Source organism: Gluconobacter sp. DsW_058 (assembly GCF_002153615.1).
Taxonomy (GTDB): domain Bacteria; phylum Pseudomonadota; class Alphaproteobacteria; order Acetobacterales; family Acetobacteraceae; genus Gluconobacter; species Gluconobacter cerinus.
Genome location: NZ_JOPH01000001.1, coordinates 231,768 through 250,101, shown reverse-complemented (window position 1 = coordinate 250,101; position 18,334 = coordinate 231,768). Strand labels below are relative to the sequence as shown.

The 18,334-nt window shown below is 57.0% G+C and carries 18 protein-coding genes and 1 pseudogene; 12 read left to right on the top strand and 7 right to left on the bottom strand.

What is annotated here, in order from left to right; translation table 11 throughout:
* The first annotated feature begins 187 nt into the window (after positions 1 to 187).
* The 7 genes and pseudogenes from HK24_RS01255 (at position 188) to HK24_RS01225 (ending at position 7,271) form a co-directional block, all read left to right on the top strand.
* A complete protein-coding gene (locus HK24_RS01255) occupies positions 188 to 1,408 on the top strand; it encodes an NAD(P) transhydrogenase subunit alpha (RefSeq protein WP_086632983.1) in 1,221 nt (406 codons plus the stop codon).
* A complete protein-coding gene (locus HK24_RS01250) occupies positions 1,405 to 1,725 on the top strand; it encodes an NAD(P) transhydrogenase subunit alpha (RefSeq protein WP_007282792.1) in 321 nt (106 codons plus the stop codon). Before HK24_RS01255 ends, HK24_RS01250 begins: the two co-directional genes overlap by 4 nt.
* On the top strand, positions 1,722 to 3,143 hold the full coding sequence (locus tag HK24_RS01245; protein ID WP_046901232.1) for an NAD(P)(+) transhydrogenase (Re/Si-specific) subunit beta: 1,422 nt from the start codon (positions 1,722 to 1,724) through the stop codon (positions 3,141 to 3,143). Before HK24_RS01250 ends, HK24_RS01245 begins: the two co-directional genes overlap by 4 nt.
* A 24-nt stretch (positions 3,144 to 3,167) precedes the next feature.
* Positions 3,168 to 4,196 carry an alcohol dehydrogenase AdhP gene (adhP, locus tag HK24_RS01240; protein WP_046901231.1) on the top strand — a complete coding sequence of 343 codons (1,029 nt, stop codon included), beginning with the start codon at positions 3,168 to 3,170 and terminating at the stop codon, positions 4,194 to 4,196.
* Between the two features lie 34 nt (positions 4,197 to 4,230).
* Positions 4,231 to 5,215 (top strand): annotated as a pseudogene (locus HK24_RS01235) (zinc-dependent alcohol dehydrogenase family protein).
* A gap of 86 nt (positions 5,216 to 5,301) precedes the next feature.
* A complete protein-coding gene (locus HK24_RS01230) occupies positions 5,302 to 6,330 on the top strand; it encodes a retropepsin-like aspartic protease (RefSeq protein ID WP_086632982.1) in 1,029 nt (342 codons plus the stop codon).
* 50 nt (positions 6,331 to 6,380) lie between these two features.
* Positions 6,381 to 7,271, top strand: a complete 891-nt coding sequence (locus tag HK24_RS01225; protein ID WP_086632981.1) for an alpha/beta fold hydrolase — start codon at positions 6,381 to 6,383, stop codon at positions 7,269 to 7,271.
* A 9-nt stretch (positions 7,272 to 7,280) separates the two neighbouring features.
* Here HK24_RS01225 and HK24_RS01220 read toward each other — a convergent pair whose 3' ends face one another.
* Both HK24_RS01220 and HK24_RS01215 read right to left on the bottom strand, forming a co-directional pair.
* Positions 7,281 to 8,237 carry a cation diffusion facilitator family transporter gene (locus HK24_RS01220; protein ID WP_086632980.1) on the bottom strand — a complete coding sequence of 319 codons (957 nt, stop codon included), beginning with the start codon at positions 8,235 to 8,237 and terminating at the stop codon, positions 7,281 to 7,283.
* 149 nt (positions 8,238 to 8,386) lie between these two features.
* Entirely contained in the window at positions 8,387 to 8,842 is a 456-nt protein-coding gene (locus HK24_RS01215; RefSeq protein WP_086632979.1) for a GatB/YqeY domain-containing protein, read from the bottom strand.
* A gap of 242 nt (positions 8,843 to 9,084) precedes the next feature.
* Here HK24_RS01215 and carA point away from each other — a divergent pair, with 242 nt between their 5' ends.
* Both carA and carB read left to right on the top strand, forming a co-directional pair.
* Positions 9,085 to 10,446, top strand: coding sequence for a glutamine-hydrolyzing carbamoyl-phosphate synthase small subunit (gene carA, locus HK24_RS01210; RefSeq protein ID WP_086632978.1), 1,362 nt, complete (start codon positions 9,085 to 9,087; stop codon positions 10,444 to 10,446).
* 3 nt (positions 10,447 to 10,449) lie between these two features.
* Positions 10,450 to 13,704, top strand: a complete 3,255-nt coding sequence (carB, locus tag HK24_RS01205; RefSeq protein ID WP_086632977.1) for a carbamoyl-phosphate synthase large subunit — start codon at positions 10,450 to 10,452, stop codon at positions 13,702 to 13,704.
* Positions 13,705 to 13,755: 51 nt separating this feature from the next.
* Here carB and HK24_RS01200 read toward each other — a convergent pair whose 3' ends face one another.
* Positions 13,756 to 13,962: a helix-turn-helix transcriptional regulator gene (locus HK24_RS01200; protein ID WP_046901223.1), complete on the bottom strand. Its 207-nt coding sequence runs from the start codon at positions 13,960 to 13,962 to the stop codon at positions 13,756 to 13,758.
* Complete coding sequence (locus tag HK24_RS01195; RefSeq protein ID WP_086632976.1) at positions 13,962 to 14,507, bottom strand: hypothetical protein; 546 nt, start codon at positions 14,505 to 14,507, stop codon at positions 13,962 to 13,964. The genes HK24_RS01200 and HK24_RS01195 overlap by 1 nt, the downstream gene beginning before the upstream one ends.
* A gap of 178 nt (positions 14,508 to 14,685) precedes the next feature.
* Here HK24_RS01195 and greA point away from each other — a divergent pair, with 178 nt between their 5' ends.
* Entirely contained in the window at positions 14,686 to 15,159 is a 474-nt protein-coding gene (greA, locus tag HK24_RS01190; RefSeq protein WP_086632975.1) for a transcription elongation factor GreA, read from the top strand.
* Complete coding sequence (locus HK24_RS01185) at positions 15,159 to 16,385, top strand: threonine ammonia-lyase (protein WP_086632974.1); 1,227 nt, start codon at positions 15,159 to 15,161, stop codon at positions 16,383 to 16,385. Before greA ends, HK24_RS01185 begins: the two co-directional genes overlap by 1 nt.
* Before the next feature lie 72 nt (positions 16,386 to 16,457).
* On the opposite strand, the gene HK24_RS01180 is transcribed toward HK24_RS01185, so the two are convergent.
* The 3 genes from HK24_RS01180 to msrB form a co-directional block, all read right to left on the bottom strand.
* A complete protein-coding gene (locus HK24_RS01180; RefSeq protein ID WP_086632973.1) occupies positions 16,458 to 16,745 on the bottom strand; it encodes a DUF1330 domain-containing protein in 288 nt (95 codons plus the stop codon).
* Between the two features lie 95 nt (positions 16,746 to 16,840).
* Positions 16,841 to 17,479 carry a uracil phosphoribosyltransferase gene (gene upp / locus HK24_RS01175; protein WP_064275018.1) on the bottom strand — a complete coding sequence of 213 codons (639 nt, stop codon included), beginning with the start codon at positions 17,477 to 17,479 and terminating at the stop codon, positions 16,841 to 16,843.
* Complete coding sequence (gene msrB, locus HK24_RS01170; RefSeq protein ID WP_086632972.1) at positions 17,476 to 17,895, bottom strand: peptide-methionine (R)-S-oxide reductase MsrB; 420 nt, start codon at positions 17,893 to 17,895, stop codon at positions 17,476 to 17,478. The genes upp and msrB overlap by 4 nt, the downstream gene beginning before the upstream one ends.
* A 147-nt stretch (positions 17,896 to 18,042) precedes the next feature.
* Between msrB and HK24_RS01165 the strand changes: the two genes are divergently transcribed.
* Entirely contained in the window at positions 18,043 to 18,234 is a 192-nt protein-coding gene (locus HK24_RS01165; protein WP_046901216.1) for a CsbD family protein, read from the top strand.
* Positions 18,235 to 18,334 lie beyond the last annotated feature (100 nt).

Sequence of the window (18,334 nt, the reverse complement as noted above, 5' to 3'; positions counted from 1 at the left end):
TTCCTGATCTGGAAACGATTACAATATGACAACTAAAAGAAATTTTTTTCTTTTGACACCCATCAATGGAAGAGGCGCAAATATAGCGTCAATATGGCAGTCGAACGAGGTGCAGGCCCCTGCATCCCTTTAGTGGGGTGGATGAGTCGCTCCTTCACAAAAGATTAAAGACGCAGGATCTCAACCTATGACCGTAAAAATCACGGTACTAAAAGAACAGGACGAAGGCGGTGAACGTCGCGTCGCCCTGATCCCGCAGGTTGTCGAGCGCCTTAGCAGCCTCGGCGTCTCTTTCGCGATGGAAAACGGGGCCGGTGTCGCCTCTTCCTATCCGGATGAAACCTATAAAGACGTAACCCTTTCAACAGACCGGAAGGCTCTTCTCGGCGATGCGGATATTGTCCTCGCCGTTCAGCCTCCCACCATTGAAACCGTTCAGGCCATGAAGCCCGGCGCCATTCTGGTGTCCTTCATTTACGGCCGAAACCACCCTGATCTGGTCAAAGCCCTGCGGGACCAGAAAGTAACCTGCTTCGCCATGGAGCTGGTGCCCCGCATTTCCCGCGCACAGGCCATGGACGCCCTGTCCAGTCAGGCCACCCTTGCCGGCTATTACGCCGTTCTGCTCGGGTCCGTGCATATGACCAAGATCCTTCCCATGATGACCACGGCCGTCGGCTCCCTGCGGGCCGCACAGGTTCTGGTCATGGGGCTTGGCGTCGCTGGCCTTCAGGCTCTCGCAACGGCCAAGCGTCTTGGTGCCGTCACGGAAGGCTATGACGTCCGCCCCGAAACACGCGAAGAGGCACAGTCTCTGGGTGCCAAATTCGTCGATACCGGCGTGGATGGCACCGGCAAGGGCGGTTATGCCCGCGAACTGACAGACGAAGAAAAACAGACGGTCCGCAAGGTCATCAGCGACCACATCGCACGGGCTGACCTGATCGTCACGACAGCAGCAGTCCCCGGCAAAAAGGCTCCGCGCCTGATTGATGCCGAGCAGATCAAGGCCATGAAGCCCGGCTCCGTCATCATCGACCTCGGTGCAGAAGGTGGTGGCAACTGTGAAGGCACACAGGCCGGCCAGACGGTGCAGGTTGGCCCGACCACAATCGTTGGTCCGATCAATGTTCCGTCCATGCTCGCCCTTCAGGCCAGCGAACTTTATTCCAAAAATATCATGCATCTGCTCCAACAGATCCTGACCAAGGATGGTCAGATCCAGCTGGATTTCACGGATGAAGTCATTTCCGGCACAGCCCTGACTCATGATGGCTACATCACGAACGAAGGCATCCGCACGGCCGTCGATCCGAATTCCCCGGCGCCACCCGCACCACAACCCCCTGCCCCGGCTGCCGCCCCCGCCGCACCGGCACAGGCTTCAGGACAGGAGGCCGCACGATGATCACCGCAATGACCTTCATCATCGCGCTCTACATCTTCATGCTCGCGGCCTTCACGGGCTACGAGGTCATCAGTCGCGTGCCATCCATTCTGCACACACCGCTGATGTCTGGCTCGAACTTCGTGCACGGCATCGTGGTCGTGGGGGCGCTGACAGCCCTTTTCAACGCCTCTTCCGTGCTCGAACAGGTTGTCGGTTTCCTCGGCGTCATGATGGGCGCTGGTAACGTTGTCGGCGGTTACGTCGTGACAGACCGTATGCTGGCCATGTTCAAGCCCAGTGACAAAGCGGCTCCGCAGAAGGGAGCGCAGAAATGATCCTCCTCGAATATATCGTCGCTATCAGCGCCCTTATCGCCTCCGGCCTACTGGTCTACGGCCTCAAGCGCATGTCCTCTCCCGTCACGGCCGTTTCCGGCATTGTGACGGCTGGCTGGGGTATGCTGTTCGTCACGGCAGCCAGCTTCCTCGGCATCTTCAGTGTTTCTGAAGCCGCAAAACCACATCTGGTCGTCAACGTCATTCTGGCCATTCTCGCCCTTGTCATCGGCGGCGGCTGGGCTGGGTGGAAAGGCCGCAGCGTTGCCATGACGGCCATGCCGCAGATGGTTGCCCTCTTCAACGGCATGGGTGGCGGTGCTGCCGCAGCTGTGTCCGTCATTGCCCTGACCGGCCCGAAAGAGACAGGCATCGTTCCGCTGCTCGTCACCGTCGCCGGTGGCCTGATCGGCAGCATGTCCCTGTCGGGTTCCATCATTGCCTGGGCCAAGCTCGATGGCCGCATGAACAAGCCGATCCGTTTCGGTGGGCAGCGTATCGTCAATGCTGCCGTTTTTATGCTCACCGTCCTGCTCGGCATCATGGCAGCCTTCCTGTACCATCAGGATGGCGGCGGTATCGCCACGCTGCTGTTCTTCATCGGTGCCCTGCTGGCTGGCATCTGCATGACGATCCCCATCGGCGGCGCTGACATGCCGGTCGTGATCTCGCTTTACAACGCCTTCACAGGTCTGGCTGTCGGTCTCGAAGGCTATGTCATGGCCGATCCGGCTCTGATGATCGCCGGTATGGTTGTGGGTTCCGCCGGTACACTGCTGACGGTCATGATGGCCAAGGGCATGAACCGTTCGATTGCCAACGTGCTGTTCAGCAACTTCGGTGAAGCTTCTGCCTCCACAGCAACAGGCCCCGAAAAGGAAGCCAAGTCCGTCGCTCCAAGCGATGCTGCCACGACAATGCGTTATGCGTCGTCTGTCATCATCGTGCCGGGTTACGGTCTGGCCGTCGCTCAGGCTCAGGGCAAGCTGTACGACTTCGTCAAACAGCTTCAGGCCGCAGGGGTGGACGTCAAGTTCGCCATCCATCCAGTCGCCGGTCGTATGCCGGGCCACATGAACGTGCTGCTCGCCGAAGCCGGCGTCCCGTATGACATGATCTATGACATGGAAGACATTAACGACAGCTTCGCTGACACAGATGTCGCCCTCATCATCGGCGCCAACGACGTGGTGAACCCATCCGCCCGGACGGACAAATCCTCCCCGATCTACGGCATGCCGATCCTGAATGCCGATCAGGCCCGTCAGGTCTTCGTCATCAAGCGTGGCATGGGCATGGGTTACTCCGCGGTTCAGAACCCGCTCTTCTTCCAGGACAACTGCGCCATGGTCTTCGGCGATGCGCAGGCCGTCCTCAGCAAGATGGTCGAAGCCGTCAAGGCTCTCGGCGCATCGTAAAACCCTTCTCAAGGAGACACTCTCATGGCTGATACAATGCTGGCCGCCGTCGTCCGGGAGTTCGGGAAGCCTCTCTCCGTAGAGAGACTTCCCATCCCCGAGATCCGGCCCAACCAGATCCTTGTGAAAGTCGATACCTGCGGCGTCTGCCACACCGACCTGCATGCCGCGGAGGGTGACTGGCCCGCAAAGCCGAACCCACCGTTCATTCCGGGCCATGAAGGCATCGGCCATATCGTGGCCGTTGGCAGTCAGGTCAGCCACGCCAAGATCGGCGACGTGGTCGGTGTGCCGTGGCTCTACTCGGCCTGCGGACACTGCGAACACTGCCTCGGCGGGTGGGAGACGCTGTGTAAGGATCAGGACGACACCGGCTACACGGTCAATGGCTGCTTCGCCGAATATGTCGTCGCAGATCCGAACTATGTCGCACATCTGCCCAGCAACATTGATGCCCTACAGGCAGCACCAGTGCTCTGTGCTGGTCTGACCGTCTATAAGGGCCTGAAAATGACCGAGGCCCGCCCCGGTCAGTGGATGGCCATTTCGGGCGTTGGGGGACTGGGTCAGATGGCCGTTCAATACGCGGTCGCCATGGGCATGAATGTCGTGGCCGTCGATATTGACGACGACAAGCTCGCCACCGCTACAAAGCTTGGCGCGGCTCTGACCGTCAATGCCAAGGACAAGGACCCGGCAGCCTTCATCCAGCAGGAAGTTGGCGGCGCTCATGGCGCTCTCGTTACGGCTGTGGGTCGCACCGCGTTCTCGCAGGCCATGGGTTATGCCCGCCGTGGCGGCACAATCGTTCTGAACGGCCTGCCACCCGGAGACTTCCCGGTGTCGATCTTCGATATGGTCATGAACGGCACGACCATTCGTGGCTCCATCGTGGGCACACGGCTGGACATGATCGAAGCCATGGATTTCTTCGCCCGTGGCAAAGTGAAATCCGTCGTCACCGCAGACAAGATCGAGAACATCAACACGATCTTCGACAACCTCAAGAACGGCCGCCTTCAGGGCCGTACGGTTCTGGATTTCCGGTCCTGAGACAGGACACCTGAGACTTTAGAAAGCACACGCCATGTTTGCCATGCAGCTCCGCCAACACCACCAGCCTCCGGAATGGGTGGAGCTGCCAGACCCCGAACCCGGACCGGACGAAATCCGCATCCGCATCGGGGCCTGCGGCGTCTGCCGCACAGATCTGCATGTCGTGGACGGCGAACTCGCCAACCCCACTCTTCCCATCATTCCCGGACATGAAATCGTCGGGCGAATTGATAAACTCGGAAGCAACGTTACGAGCCTGAATGTTGGGGAACGCGTCGGCATCCCGTGGCTCGGCCATACCTGTGGGCATTGCTATTACTGCACGCACGGGATGGAAAATCTCTGCGATCACCCCCTGTTCACAGGCTTCACCCGCAATGGTGGCTACGCCACCATGACGGTTGCTGATGCGCGATATGCCTTTCCCATGGGTGACAAAGGGGAAGACAAGGATCTTGCTCCCCTGCTTTGCGCAGGCCTGATCGGCTGGCGCTGTCTCAGCAAGGCTGGAGACGGCAAAAAGATTGGTCTTTATGGCTTTTGGAGCCGCCGCTCACATCATCATTCAGGTAATGCGCTGGCAGGGGCGCGAGGTTTATGCCTTCACATCCCCCGGAGACACAGAGAAGCAGGCATTTGCCCGTTCCCTTGGCGCCATATGGGCAGGCGGTTCAGACGAACTTCCCCCCGAACCTCTTGATGCCGTCATCTTGTTTGCGCCTGTCGGCGCGCTGGTTCCAGCCGGACTGAAAGCCGTCCGCAAGGGTGGAAAGGTCGTGTGTGGCGGCATCCACATGAGCCCGATCCCGTCCTTCTCATACGATACACTCTGGGAAGAACGTGAAATCGTCTCCGTTGCCAATCTGACCCGGCAGGACGGTCTGGATTTTCTGAAACTGGCTCCTGAAATCGGCATCAAGGTCACGAATACGCCTTATGCCCTCAAAGATGCCAATCAGGCTCTGGATGACCTGCGTCACGGTCGCTTCGAAGGAGCCGCTGTTCTCATTCCATAAGCGGACATCACTGCTCTGCCCTCGCTCTTAACAGCCCCATCGCCTAAGAAAGACATACTGTGTCACACTAAGGCGACAGGCACTTCATGCGTAAAACAGCTCTTCTCCTGATCGTCTTTCAATTCTGCGGGCATGCTCAAGCTGCACCTTGGCAGAATTGCCTTCATGGCGCGGTCTCCGTTCCACTAGAGCACTATAATGCGCCACCCTCCATGCTGGGCAGTATAGACAGATTACCTGCCCGCTTTTTCCTTGCCCCACAGGCAAGCGATACTTTTATTTTTGCCAATCACAATGTCACGTTTTCGGGCTCAGCTCCTGAAGATGCCGGATCAGAAACAGGCGAAGCGACAGTATTCGTAAAAACGCTCTCAACCGTAAATATTGGTGCCCTCATACTCAAAAATTATACTGCTTATGTGGTGGATTATTCAGTGCCCAACACTATTATTCCGCCACTCCAGGTGGAACTGGGAGAGCACTTTCTCTCCCATATTTCCACCCTGATTGACCGCTCCTCTCGCAACGTCACGTTCTTTCGATACGACGATGAGAAATGTCCATCGATCGGAGATTTGCTCCCCGCGCCGACAACCAAACTGCACCTCTATCAAGACGGTTATCCACTCTCGAACACGGTTCTTGTTGAACTCAACGGCCATCCAGTTCGGATGAAAATCAACCTAAGCTCCAACCGAACCCTGATCCAGCAAGATACAGCCAGAGCAATAGGCATTGCGCCTGAGCCAAACACAGATGATCCCGTCCGCATCAATGCAAGCAATACAGTTGGTGGCTATCTTCATACGTTCGACACACTAAAAATCGGCCCGTTTCTGCTGTCTCACCCGAAGATCGTCATCGCTTCCACCATTGCCTATGACGAGTTAGGCACTGATGCTTTGAACCATTTCCATATCCTTCTGGACCCACCTCGTGCGGCCATCTGGCTCTCTCCCGCGTCAGACCCTTCTCTCACCAAAGAACCTCCGCTGCCATGGACGCCCCTCCATATCCGGAAGTATCAGGCGACTGCTCATGATCAGGGCATCGCACCAAAAGATACCGTTCATTCCGGGAATGATATGTTGAAGAAAGCCAGGCCAGATCGATAATACTATTCCGAATTAGAAACATATCATCTGACCATAAAGGCTCGGCCGCCATGAGACGACTGTCCAAAACACTTCGAAGCGCCTTGCTCGCATCCACACTTGGCGCAGCATGCATCCCCAGCCACGGCGAGGCGCAAACTCTCCCGCCCCTGCAAAGTGTCTCCGTTTACGGTCAGCAGATCCGTTTCTTGGAAGCTGGTACAGGTCCGGACCTTGTGCTGGTCCATGGCCTCGGAAGCAGCGCCACAATGGACTGGGGCAAAGTCATCCCTGAACTGTCCCGGCATTATCATGTGATTGCCATGGATCAGCTCGGTTTTGGTGCTTCGGAAAAGCCGCTGATCGCCTACGGAATTCAGACATGGGTGGACATGCTGGATGGCTTCCTGAAAGCACGTCACATCACGCATTTCATGCTCGCTGGAGAATCCCTTGGCGGCTGGATTGCGGGACTTTACACAATCGAAGCGGCACAGAATTCCTCCATGGCCATGCCCCTGCGCCTCGTCCTGAGTGATGCCGCTGGCCACAAGTCTCTCGTCGAACATGGTCTTCCCCTGTTCGGGCCGGTCTCATTTTCTGGCATTCGCACGGGGCTAAGATGGCTGTTTTACAATAAAGCCCTCATTACAGATGAACTGGTTCAGGCAACATTCCAAACCCGACTGGCCGAAGGTGCGCAATACACGCAGGAGAGCTTCGCCAGAAACGCCAATGTGCCGGACACCTTTCTCGATGACAGCATGAAGGCCATTCATATTCCCACGCTGGTGATCTGGGGACAGAATGACCAAGTCATTCCACTGGCCGACGGCCACGATTTTGCTGCAAAAATTCCCGGAGCACATCTGACGGTCATTCCGCAATCAGGGCATGCCCCCAGCATTGAGCGACCCGAGGCTTTTCTTAAAGCCGTCGAGCCGTTCCTAGCAGCGAAGTAGTACCCGCCATCAGACCAGAGGGGCTGGAATCCCGTCCCTCATGTCCTGTGCCTCAACATACATCCGCAATACAGCGGGGTATCGCGTGCGGGTTGTTTTCTCCAGCATCGAAACTCCCCGCTCCACGTCTCCGGCTGAGATCGCGTCATCCCAGTCCAGAGACAGCAGAACGATAATGCTCTCGGGGCCTCGGGTCTCCGTCACAACCTCATTGATCCCGACAACACCGGGCAATTTCCGCGCTTCAGCGCGCACAAAGGCATCAATTTCCGGATTGCTCTCACCCACAAGAAGAGAGCGCGTCTCGTTGGTCAGCAATGCTGCGACCACAACCAGCACGACACCAATCAGCAGCGATGCAATTCCATCCAGAACGTGCCAACCTGTCACTACGGAAAGCACTGTAAACACCAGCGCAATCAACAGACTGACCAGCGCGGCCCCATCCTCAAACAACACGACGAACAGGCCGGGATCGGCACTCCGCCGTATCATTCTCCACAATGAAACCCCCTCGCTACGTGGCAGGGATTTCACCGCAGCAATGAACCCATACCCTTCCATGCTGCCGGAAATTGCGAGAATGGCCACGTTCATCCACCATCCCGGAAAGACATGACCCAGAAGGTTCACCGGCTGCATTTCCGCCGGATGCATGACCTTCTCCCAACCTTCATAAAGAGACGCGACGCCACCACCCACAAACAGCGCGCCAGCCACAACCATCGTCCAGAAATACAGCTCGCGATGGTAGCCCAGCGGATGCTCCTTCGTTGCCGGTGCCGCGGACCGCTTCATGCCCACCAACAACAGGATCTGGTTTCCGCAGTCCACAAAGGAATGAACCGTCTCAGCCAACATCGCAGCAGAGCCAGTTAGAAGGGCAGCCATGCCTTTCACGCAGGCAATGCCGAAATTGACACCCAGCGCGATGAAAACGACTTTTGTTGAACCACCAGCAGACATGAAGCCCTCATTTCCGTAAGCAAAGGCCAGATTGGGGACCTCAGATAACCTAAGTCAAACTTTGCGGGCTTTCTTGGGTTCATGACCCCAACATAAAAAAGGCCGCCCTCAAGGGACGGCCTTCTTCAAGCGACGATGGCTAGCCCGCTTCAGGCAGACAGACGTGCCTTCACAAGTGCACTGGCCCTGGCCGGGTCCAGATCGGCACCAAAACGCTCTTTCAGCGCTGCCATCACCTTGCCCATGTCTTTCATGCTTTCCGCACCTACAGCAGTGGCGGCTTCATCAATGGCAGACTTCAGAGTTGCCTCATCGAGTTCTGGCGGCAGGTAGGCCTTGATCGTTGCGATCTCACCTTCTTCCTTTTCCGCCAGTTCCGGACGGCCACCCTCACGATACATCGTTGCGGATTCAGTACGGGACTTGATCATGGAGCGCAGAGCGGAAATAATCTCTGCTTCCGTCACTTCCCCGGTCTTGGCGCGAGCAGCAACTTCAAGATCCTTCAGCTTCGCCGTGATGCCACGGATCTGCGCCACCTTCTCAGACTGACCAGCCTTCATTGCTGTTTTGAGGTCATCCATGATCTGCGTGCGAAGCGACATGCGTCTTCTCCTGTTTGCGCGGGGCCTGAAAAGCCCCTGTTCAGTCAATGGCGGCAAAATCGCATAAAAGCCTCCCCCCAACAATGGAAAGCACAGCTCTTTCCAGCATCGTCACAAGGTGTAGGGAAGTTTTTTCCCATACCATTCTACAGACACAAAAACTCATTGGGAAAAAACTTCCCATTCCCTGTTCGATCGCCTATCAGACGGGAAAGTGAACGCGGAGCCAGGAATGGGCGACCATGGACATCGACAGAATCATTGAAAAAGCTGGTGGCGCGGAAGAAATCGCCGCGCTGGCTGGTGTCGGCCTTGAAGCCGTACGAAAGTGGCGTCAGTCGCGAACCGTGCCGACCAAGCACTGGCCCGCCCTACTGCGCGTTCCCGGAATCGAACTCCAGGACCTAACTTCCGCTGAAACCCCGCAAGAAAGAGAGACGGACGTGTCCAATTCCTGCCCTGCCGGCGCCAATGCCGCCCTTGTCCTTGCAGATGGCACGGTCCTGTGGGGCCGAGGCTTCGGCGCCCATACCGATGGCGCCGTCGGTGAACTCTGCTTCTCCACCGGCATGACCGGGTATCAGGAGACCCTGACAGACCCGTCTTTCGCCGGGCAGATCGTCACCTTCACCTTCCCGCATATTGGCAATGTCGGCACGAACACGGACGACAATGAAGCGCCGAAAATGGCTGCTCTTGGCGCCGTCGTGAAGGAAGACATCACCGCTCCGGCAAGCTGGCGCTCCACAGAGTCCCTCGACGGATGGCTGAAGCAGCACGGCCGCGCTGGCATCAGCGGCGTCGACACCCGTGCAGTTACCCGTTCCCTGCGTGACAATGGCCCACAGACCGCCATCCTTGCCTTCCCGGCGAATGGTCGGATCGACACGGACAGCCTATTGAACCGCGCACGTCAGTGGCCTGGGCTCGAAGGCATGGATCTTGCCAAAGAGGTCACGCAGCCAAAGCGCGTCTGGACCGATGGCGTGTGGGAGAGCACCCGCCCGGCCCGTACCGAGAACCGCCGCCGCGTGGTTGCCATGGACTACGGCGCCAAAGACAACATCCTGCGCTGCCTCGTGACCGCCGGTTGTGACGTCACGGTTCTGCCTGCGACGGCAACGGCCGAGGAAATTCTGGAACTGAAGCCCGAAGGCGTGTTCCTCTCCAATGGCCCGGGCGACCCGGCAGCTACTGGCACGTATGCCGTCCCGGCCATCAAGAGCGTTCTGGATGCCAACGTGCCCGTCTTTGGCATCTGCCTTGGCCACCAGCTTCTCGCACAGGCTCTCGGCGGCAAGACCTACAAGCTGGATCGTGGCCATCGCGGCGCCAACCAGCCGGTCAAGGACATCGAGAGCGGCCGCGTGGAAATCACCAGCCAGAACCATGGCTTTGCAGTGGACGAGAAGTCCCTGCCTGCGGATGTGAAGGTGACGCATGTGAGCCTGTTTGACGGCTCCAACGAAGGCATCGCCTCCACCACGAAGGACGCCTTCTCCGTTCAGTACCATCCCGAGGCCAGCCCTGGCCCGTCTGACAGTTTCTATCTTTTCGAGCGTTTCGTCGCGGTCATGGACCGTCGCGCTAAAGCAGGAGCCTGAGCCATGCCAAAACGGACAGACATCAAGTCCATCCTGATCATCGGCGCAGGCCCGATCGTTATCGGACAGGCCTGCGAGTTCGATTACTCCGGCGCACAGGCCTGTAAAGCCCTGCGTGAGGAAGGCTATCGCGTCATCCTCATCAACTCCAACCCGGCCACGATCATGACTGATCCGGGCCTGGCGGACGCGACCTATATCGAGCCGATCACGCCAGAATTCGTCGAGCGCATCATCCTCAAGGAAAAGCCCGACGCCGTTCTGCCGACCATGGGTGGCCAGACAGCCCTGAACGCCGCCATGGCGCTCGACAAGTCCGGCTTCCTCAAGACGCACAACGTGGAACTGATCGGCGCAGACGCAGAGGTCATTGACCGTGCTGAAGATCGCCAGAAGTTCCGCGAAGCCATGGACGAGATCGGGATCGAAAGCCCGCGCAGCACCATCGCCCATACGCTGGAAGAAGCCCGCGCAGCTCTGGGTGACGTCGGCCTTCCGGCCATCATTCGTCCGTCTTTCACGATGGGCGGCGCGGGTGGCGGCATCGCCTATAACCGCGAAGAGTTCGACCAGATCGTTGCAGGCGGCCTTGATGCCTCTCCCACAACGGAAGTGCTCATCGAAGAGTCCGTCCTCGGCTGGAAAGAGTACGAGATGGAAGTCGTCCGCGACACCGCGGATAACTGCATCATCATCTGCTCCATTGAAAACATCGACCCGATGGGCGTGCACACCGGTGACTCCATCACCGTCGCCCCGGCCCTGACGCTGACCGATAAAGAATATCAGCGCATGCGGGACGCCTCGATCGCGTGCCTACGCAAGATCGGCGTCGAGACTGGTGGCTCCAACGTGCAGTTCGGCGTCAACCCTGCCGATGGTCGTCTGGTCGTCATCGAGATGAACCCGCGCGTTTCCCGTTCCTCCGCGCTTGCCTCCAAGGCCACCGGCTTCCCGATCGCCAAGATCGCCGCCAAGCTGGCCGTTGGTTACACGCTGGACGAACTCAAGAACGACATCACCAAGACGACCCCGGCTTCCTTCGAGCCAACGATCGACTACGTTGTCGCCAAGATCCCCCGCTTCACGTTCGAGAAGTTCCCAGGCTCCCCGGCCCTGCTTTCGACGTCCATGAAGTCGGTCGGCGAAGCCATGTCCGTAGGCCGTTCCTTTGCCGAAGCCATCCAGAAAGGCTTCCGCTCCATGGAGACGGGCCTGATGGGTCTGGACCCGGTTGAAGCACCCGGCGATGGTTCGAAAGACGCCTATCTGGCTGCTCTTGCAGAGCCACGCCCGGAACGCATTCTGATGGCCACGCAAGCCTTGCGCGCGGGCCTGACGGTCGAAGAGATCCAGCAGGCCTGCAAGTTCGAGCCCTGGTTCCTACGCCAGCTTGAAGACATCGTGTCTTCTGAGCGGGACGTGGAAAAGAACGGCCTGCCAAAAGACGCCTACGGCATGCGCCGTCTGAAAGCTCAGGGCTTCTCTGACGCCCAGCTTGCCCGCCTGTCAGACCAAAGCATTGCGGACGTCGCAGCACAGCGCGAAGCTCTTGAAGTCGTGCCCGTCTATCGCCGCATCGATACCTGCGCCGCAGAGTTCGCTTCTGACACTCCGTATCTCTATTCCACCTATGAAGGCGGATATGGCACGCCGGAATGCGAAAGCCGACCAACCAACCGCGACAAGATCATCATTCTGGGTGGCGGACCGAACCGGATTGGTCAGGGCATCGAGTTCGATTACTGCTGCGTTCATGCCGCTTACGCCCTGCGTGAAGCCGGTTTCGAAACGGTCATGGTCAACTGCAATCCGGAAACCGTTTCCACCGATTACGACACGTCCGATCGTCTGTACTTCGAACCTCTGACTGCGGAAGACGTCATTGCCCTGATCCGCACGGAAGCGAAGGGTGGCAAGGTTCTGGGCTGCATCGTTCAGTACGGTGGCCAGACGCCTCTCAAGCTGTCCCGTGCACTTGAAGAGGCAGGCATTCCGCTGCTCGGCACCCCGGCTGACGCTATTGATCGCGCGGAAGACCGTGAACGCTTCCAGACCATGCTGCGCAAGCTGGGACTTCGCCAGCCACGTAACGGCATTGCCCGCAATCCGGCAGAAGCCGAGAAAGTGGCCGAAGAGGTCGGATACCCGGTCGTTGCTCGTCCGTCCTACGTTCTGGGCGGCCGTGCGATGGAAATTGTCTATGATAACGCGGGCTTGAAGAATTACCTGAATACGGTTCTGCGCGCTGCTGGCCCCGAAGTTTCCACCGGGCCAGTCCTGCTCGATCATTACCTGAACGATGCCATCGAAGCCGATGTGGACTGCATTTCGGACGGCGAAAACGTCTATGTCGCCGGCGTCATGGAGCACATTGAGGAAGCTGGTATCCATTCCGGTGACTCTGCCTGCTCCCTACCGCCTTACACGCTCTCCCCGGCACTGGTGACGGAACTACGCTCCCAGACGGAAGCCATGGCTCGTGAGCTTGGCATCCGCGGCCTGATGAACGTGCAGTACGCCATCAAGGACCAGGAAGTTTTCGTCCTTGAAGTGAACCCGCGCGCGTCTCGCACGGTGCCGTTTGTTGCCAAGGCAACAGGCGTTCCGGTTGCCAAAATCGGCGCTCGCGTTATGGCTGGCGCACGCCTGTCCGAGTTCCGTCTGGATGGCGGGGCGGTCTCCCCACACGTTGCGGTCAAGGAAGCCGTCTTCCCGTTCCATCGCTTTGCGAACGCAGACACGATCCTCGGTCCGGAAATGCGCTCTACGGGTGAAGTCATGGGGCTGGATTCCAGCTTCGAGCGTGCCTTTGCGAAATCTCAGCTCGCTGCCGGCGTAAAGCTGCCACTGGCTGGAACGGTCTTCCTGTCCGTCCGTGACAGCGACAAGGGACATGTTCAGCTGCTAGCCCGCAAACTGGTTGAAATGGGGTTCACCGTTCTTGCAACCAGCGGAACAGCTTCACGCCTGGAAGCGGCTAACATTCCGGTCAAGCGCGTGAACAAGGTCATGCAGGGCCGTCCGAACTGCGTGGATGCCATCCGCTCGGGTGACGTTCAAATGGTCATCAACACATCGCAGGGTGGCCAGGCCGCACGTGACAGCTACGATATCCGTCGCGGCGCTCTGACCATGGGCATCCCGCACTACACCACGATTGCCGGTGCCCGTGCGGCAACCTACGCCATCGCGGTTCTTAAGGAAGGCGACCTCAGCGTCGCTCCGCTTCAGTCCTACTTCAAGGGCGAGTTCTAAGCCCTTCCAGCAAAGAAGCCCGTCAGAGCAATCTGGCGGGCTTCTTTGTATTCAATCGTTGGAATAGCGCAGAAGATCGCCCGGCTGACACTCCAGCACATGGCAGAGCGCCTCAAGCGTGGAAAACCGGATTGCCTTTGCCTTACCAGTCTTGAGAATTGAAAGATTGGCGAGGGTTAGGCCAACCTTCTCTGACAGCTCCGTAAGAGACATACCGCGCTCTTTCAGCAGTGCATCCAGACTGACCTGAACCGGCATTAAATGACCTCATCCATTTCGGACTGAAGCTGGGTTCCTAAATCGAAAAGCCACACAACAGCAAACAGGATGATCGCTTCAGGCACGTCTGACAGGAACTCAAAAAAGTATCCAAACCAATTCGCAAAACTAAACCCTGGCAAATTCCAAACGTCATGGATGTAATTCGTTAACGGAATAAGAAAATTATAAACAAACCCGAGAAATAAAATTTTATATGCTCTTTTCACATTTTCTTTTGTAAAAATTTTTCCCTGCATCAAGCTCACTAAAATTTCGGACAAAATTCTTAATATTACTTCAAAACAGGAGTAGACTATTACCACTTCGGAAATAAATATAAAACTCCAGCATATATCTTCTTTCGTGTACCCAAGAGAGTTTTCCAAAGGGAAATGATCAAAAATTACAATAAAAATGATACCGAACGTAATCAGCCCGAAAAAGCCAATGGGAAGCCAAAGGAGCAGACGGAACAGCTTGAGCAGGGTCAATGCATATTCGATTTTTCTTTCTGTCCTGCCCTTACGCGCACCTGCAATCATTCCTACCCACCCTGACAATGAATTTATCGTTTTTCAATAATATGTTTCATTTCGTTTCGCCAGAGAATTTATTACTTTTCGATAAACAAAAACGCGCCACCTTGCATAAACCCCCCTAAAATCCTATGTTGTCAGGCTGTTCATTCAATTTCAGTCACGCTTTTCCGAGGATTTCAGAGTGCAGAAGATCCCCATGACCGCAAAGGGACTGCAGCGTCTTGAAGACGAACTGCGTACCCTCAAGAGCGTTGACCGCCCTGCAGTCATTCGTGCCATCGCAGAAGCCCGCGAACATGGCGACCTTTCCGAAAACGCCGAATATCACGCCGCCCGAGATCGTCAGTCTTTCATCGAAGGTCGCGTACTTGAGCTGGAAAGCATTGTTTCCTCGGCAGAAGTTATTGATCCTTCGACCCTGACAGGCACGAAAGTACGTTTCGGCGCGCATATCGAAGTCGTTGACGAAGAGACGGACAAGGAAAACGCCTATCAGATCGTTGGCGTTCATGAAGCCGACATCAAGCAGGGCCTGATTTCAATCTCGTCTCCTTTGGCGAAGGCGCTGATTGGCAAAGATGTGGGCGACACCATCTCCGTTCCCGCTCCCGGCGGTGACCGCAGCTACGAGATCCTGAAAGTCACATACCGCTAATGTCTGACGTCCTGACGTCCGTCGCCCCTGTCGTGACCCTTCTGGACATTGAAAACGCTCAGAAGCGTATTGCGTCCACGGTTGTTCGCACGCCGACGATTGCCTGCCCGGCCCTTTCCCGCCTGACAGGTGCCGAAATTACGCTCAAGCTTGAAAATCTTCAGGCTATTGGCTCGTTCAAGGAGCGAGGAGCAGCCAACAAAATGGCGCTCCTGACGCCCGAGGAACGCGCCCGCGGCGTTATTACAGTCTCGGCAGGCAATCACGCACAGGGTGTAGCGCGTCAGGCCAGCCTCCTTGGCATTGATGCCACGATCGTCATGCCCCGCTTCACGCCAGCAACCAAAGTTGCAGCGACGCAGGCATGGGGAGCAAATGTTGTCCTCGCAGGCGACGATTTTGCTTCTGCATGCGTAACGGCGGAAGAAATTCAGAATAAAGAAGGCCGGGTCCTCGTCCATCCGTTCAATGACCCTGCCGTCATTGCAGGCCAGGGGACTGCTGCGCTCGAACTTCTCGAAGATGCACCCGACATTGATACGGTTGTCGTCCCTGTGGGCGGTGGCGGCCTGATCGGTGGTTTTGCAACCGTCATGGCTGCACTTCGTCCCGACGTGGAAATCATTGGCGTGCAGGTCGAGGCTTATGCCTCTCTAGCTGCATTTCCGACGGAAGGTGGCGCCACTCTCGGTGGCTCGACAATTGCTGAAGGCATTGCCGTGACGCAGTTGGGCGATCATTGCCTCAGGGCATTTCGTCACCGGATTTCCAAAATTCTCGTAGTTAACGAGCTTCAGGTCGAAAGCGCCATCACGACGCTGGCGGAAAAAGCCAAGCAGGTCTGCGAAGGCGCTGGCGCGACTGGTCTGGCTGCTGTTCTGGCCAACCCTGAGATGTTCAAGGGCCGCAAGGTTGCCCTTCCCTTGTCGGGTGGCAACATCAATGCCCGTATTCTGGCCAATACGATCCTTCGCTCCCTCCTCCGGGACGGAAGAATTCTTCGTCTGATCTTCCAAATTCCCGACCGCCCCGGAATGCTGGCTGATATTTCTGCGCGCATTGGCAACTACGGCGGAAACATCATTGAGGTGTCCCATCATCGCCTTTTTGCCTCGCCGTCGGTTCAGACAGCCGAGCTGGTTGTGATGATCGAAGCCCGTGACACTCAGCACGCCACGCAGATCGAAACCGATCTTGCCCGTCATTACATCGTTCGACGGGACTGAAACTGCACGCATTGTGTTCGAACGGGTCCCCCAGCATCGAACACAATGCAACTGCAACCTAATTTCCGAAATTCAGATGCCTTCTACAATCACCACGTTGTAAGAAGCGGCCTTCCAGCGATGCTTCGCGACCGTTTGATAGGCTGGGCTGTCATACCAGGCACGAGCAGCAGCAATATCCGGAAATTCGACAATAACGACACCATCCGGCTCGATACCTTCAAGCTTTTCCTGCTTCCCGTAGGCAGCAAGAATTTTGGCAGGATGCCCCTTGAAGGTCTCGCCGACACCATTTGAATAGGCTTCAAACTCGGCTGGGTCGGTCAATTTGTCACGAATGAAAATAGCGTAAGCGGTCATGGTACTTCATCTCCTGAACGGGGGTGATGCATAACCGGCCACAAAACGGCGGGATGTTCAGCACACAAGCGCGTGTGCTGAACATTTGAACCCGTTTAGCGCGTCCCGAAAAGACGATCGCCAGCATCGCCCAGACCCGGGACGATGTATCCGTGTTCATCAAGCTTCTGATCAACACAACACGTTACGATCTGCACATCAGGGTGCAGCTTCGTCATGTAATCAATGCCTTCCGGTGCTGCGAGCAGGCAGGCGAAAACAGGTGAAATAGCACCCGCTTCCTTGACGCGCGCAACAGCCGCCGCAGCGGAATGTCCCGTGGCGAGCATCGGGTCCAGAACAATACATGTCCGCCCCGGAACGTCGCTTGGCATATTGAAATAATATTCGCTGACTTCCAGCGTTTCATGGTCGCGGCGCAGACCGATATGTCCCACACGCGCAGACGGAACCAGATCCAGCATTCCGTCGAGAAGGCCGTTTCCTGCGCGCAGAATGGAGACGAAGCAGAGCTTCTTGCCGTCCAGTTCCTCACCTTCCATTGGCCCGCTCGGGGCTTCGATATGGCGAGACGCCAGAGAAAGCCCGCGCGTCGCTTCATAGGCCAGAAGCAGACTGAGCTCACGGGTCAGCCGACGAAAGCCTGCTGTAGATGTATTCTTATCACGCAGACGGGTCAGCTTGTGGCGCACCAGCGGGTGGTCGAGAACGATAGGCGGCAGCGCCTGACTCATGCTTTTTCTCCTTCGGCCGGGCGAAAATCGAGTGCCAGACCGTTCATGCAATACCGTAACCCTGTGGGCGGTGGCCCATCAGGAAAAACATGCCCCAGATGCCCATGACAACCCGCACAGTGCACTTCCGTCCGAACCATTCCGTGGCTGACGTCCTGCGTCGTCCCAACACCGTTTTCCAAAGGCGCGAAAAAAGACGGCCAGCCACTTCCGCTTTCGTATTTTGTGGCGGATGAAAAAAGTTCACGCCCGCATCCTGCGCAGGCATAAATTCCAGCCCGCTTTTCATCATTCAGCGGGCTGGAACCGGGATATTCGGTGCCATGCTCGAGCAGGATACGGCGCTGTTCCGGCGTAAGGCCGACGCCACACCCCCCGCCATTGGTTCCCGAAACGGGACCGCAGCTTTGGGTCATGGTCAATCTCCAGAAAATCTGAGGTTTTCAGTCTTGGATATATGGAAGCCGCACGCCGCTTTGTCACGCATATCTGAGCGCAAGACATGAAACTTCCTGCCTCACCAGCCGTTTATGTTCGGCAACCCTGTTTCAGGAGGTAATGTCGTGAGCTCCATTGAAGACAAGATCAAAGGCGCCACCAACAAGGTCGTCGGCAAGATCAAGGAAGAAGTTGGTCGCGTCACCGACGATGAAAAGCTTGAAGGTGAAGGTGTTGTCCAAAATCTGAAGGGACAGGCCCAGACCGCCAAGGGTGACGTCAAGGACGCCGTCAAAGGCGGCATCGACAAGATCTGACGCTCACGCGACTGTCATGTCACCTGCAACGCCCGCCATCTGGCGGGCGTTCGCATTTTGGAAGAGAGGTGGCATAATGCCCGACAGTCTTTTCCTCCTT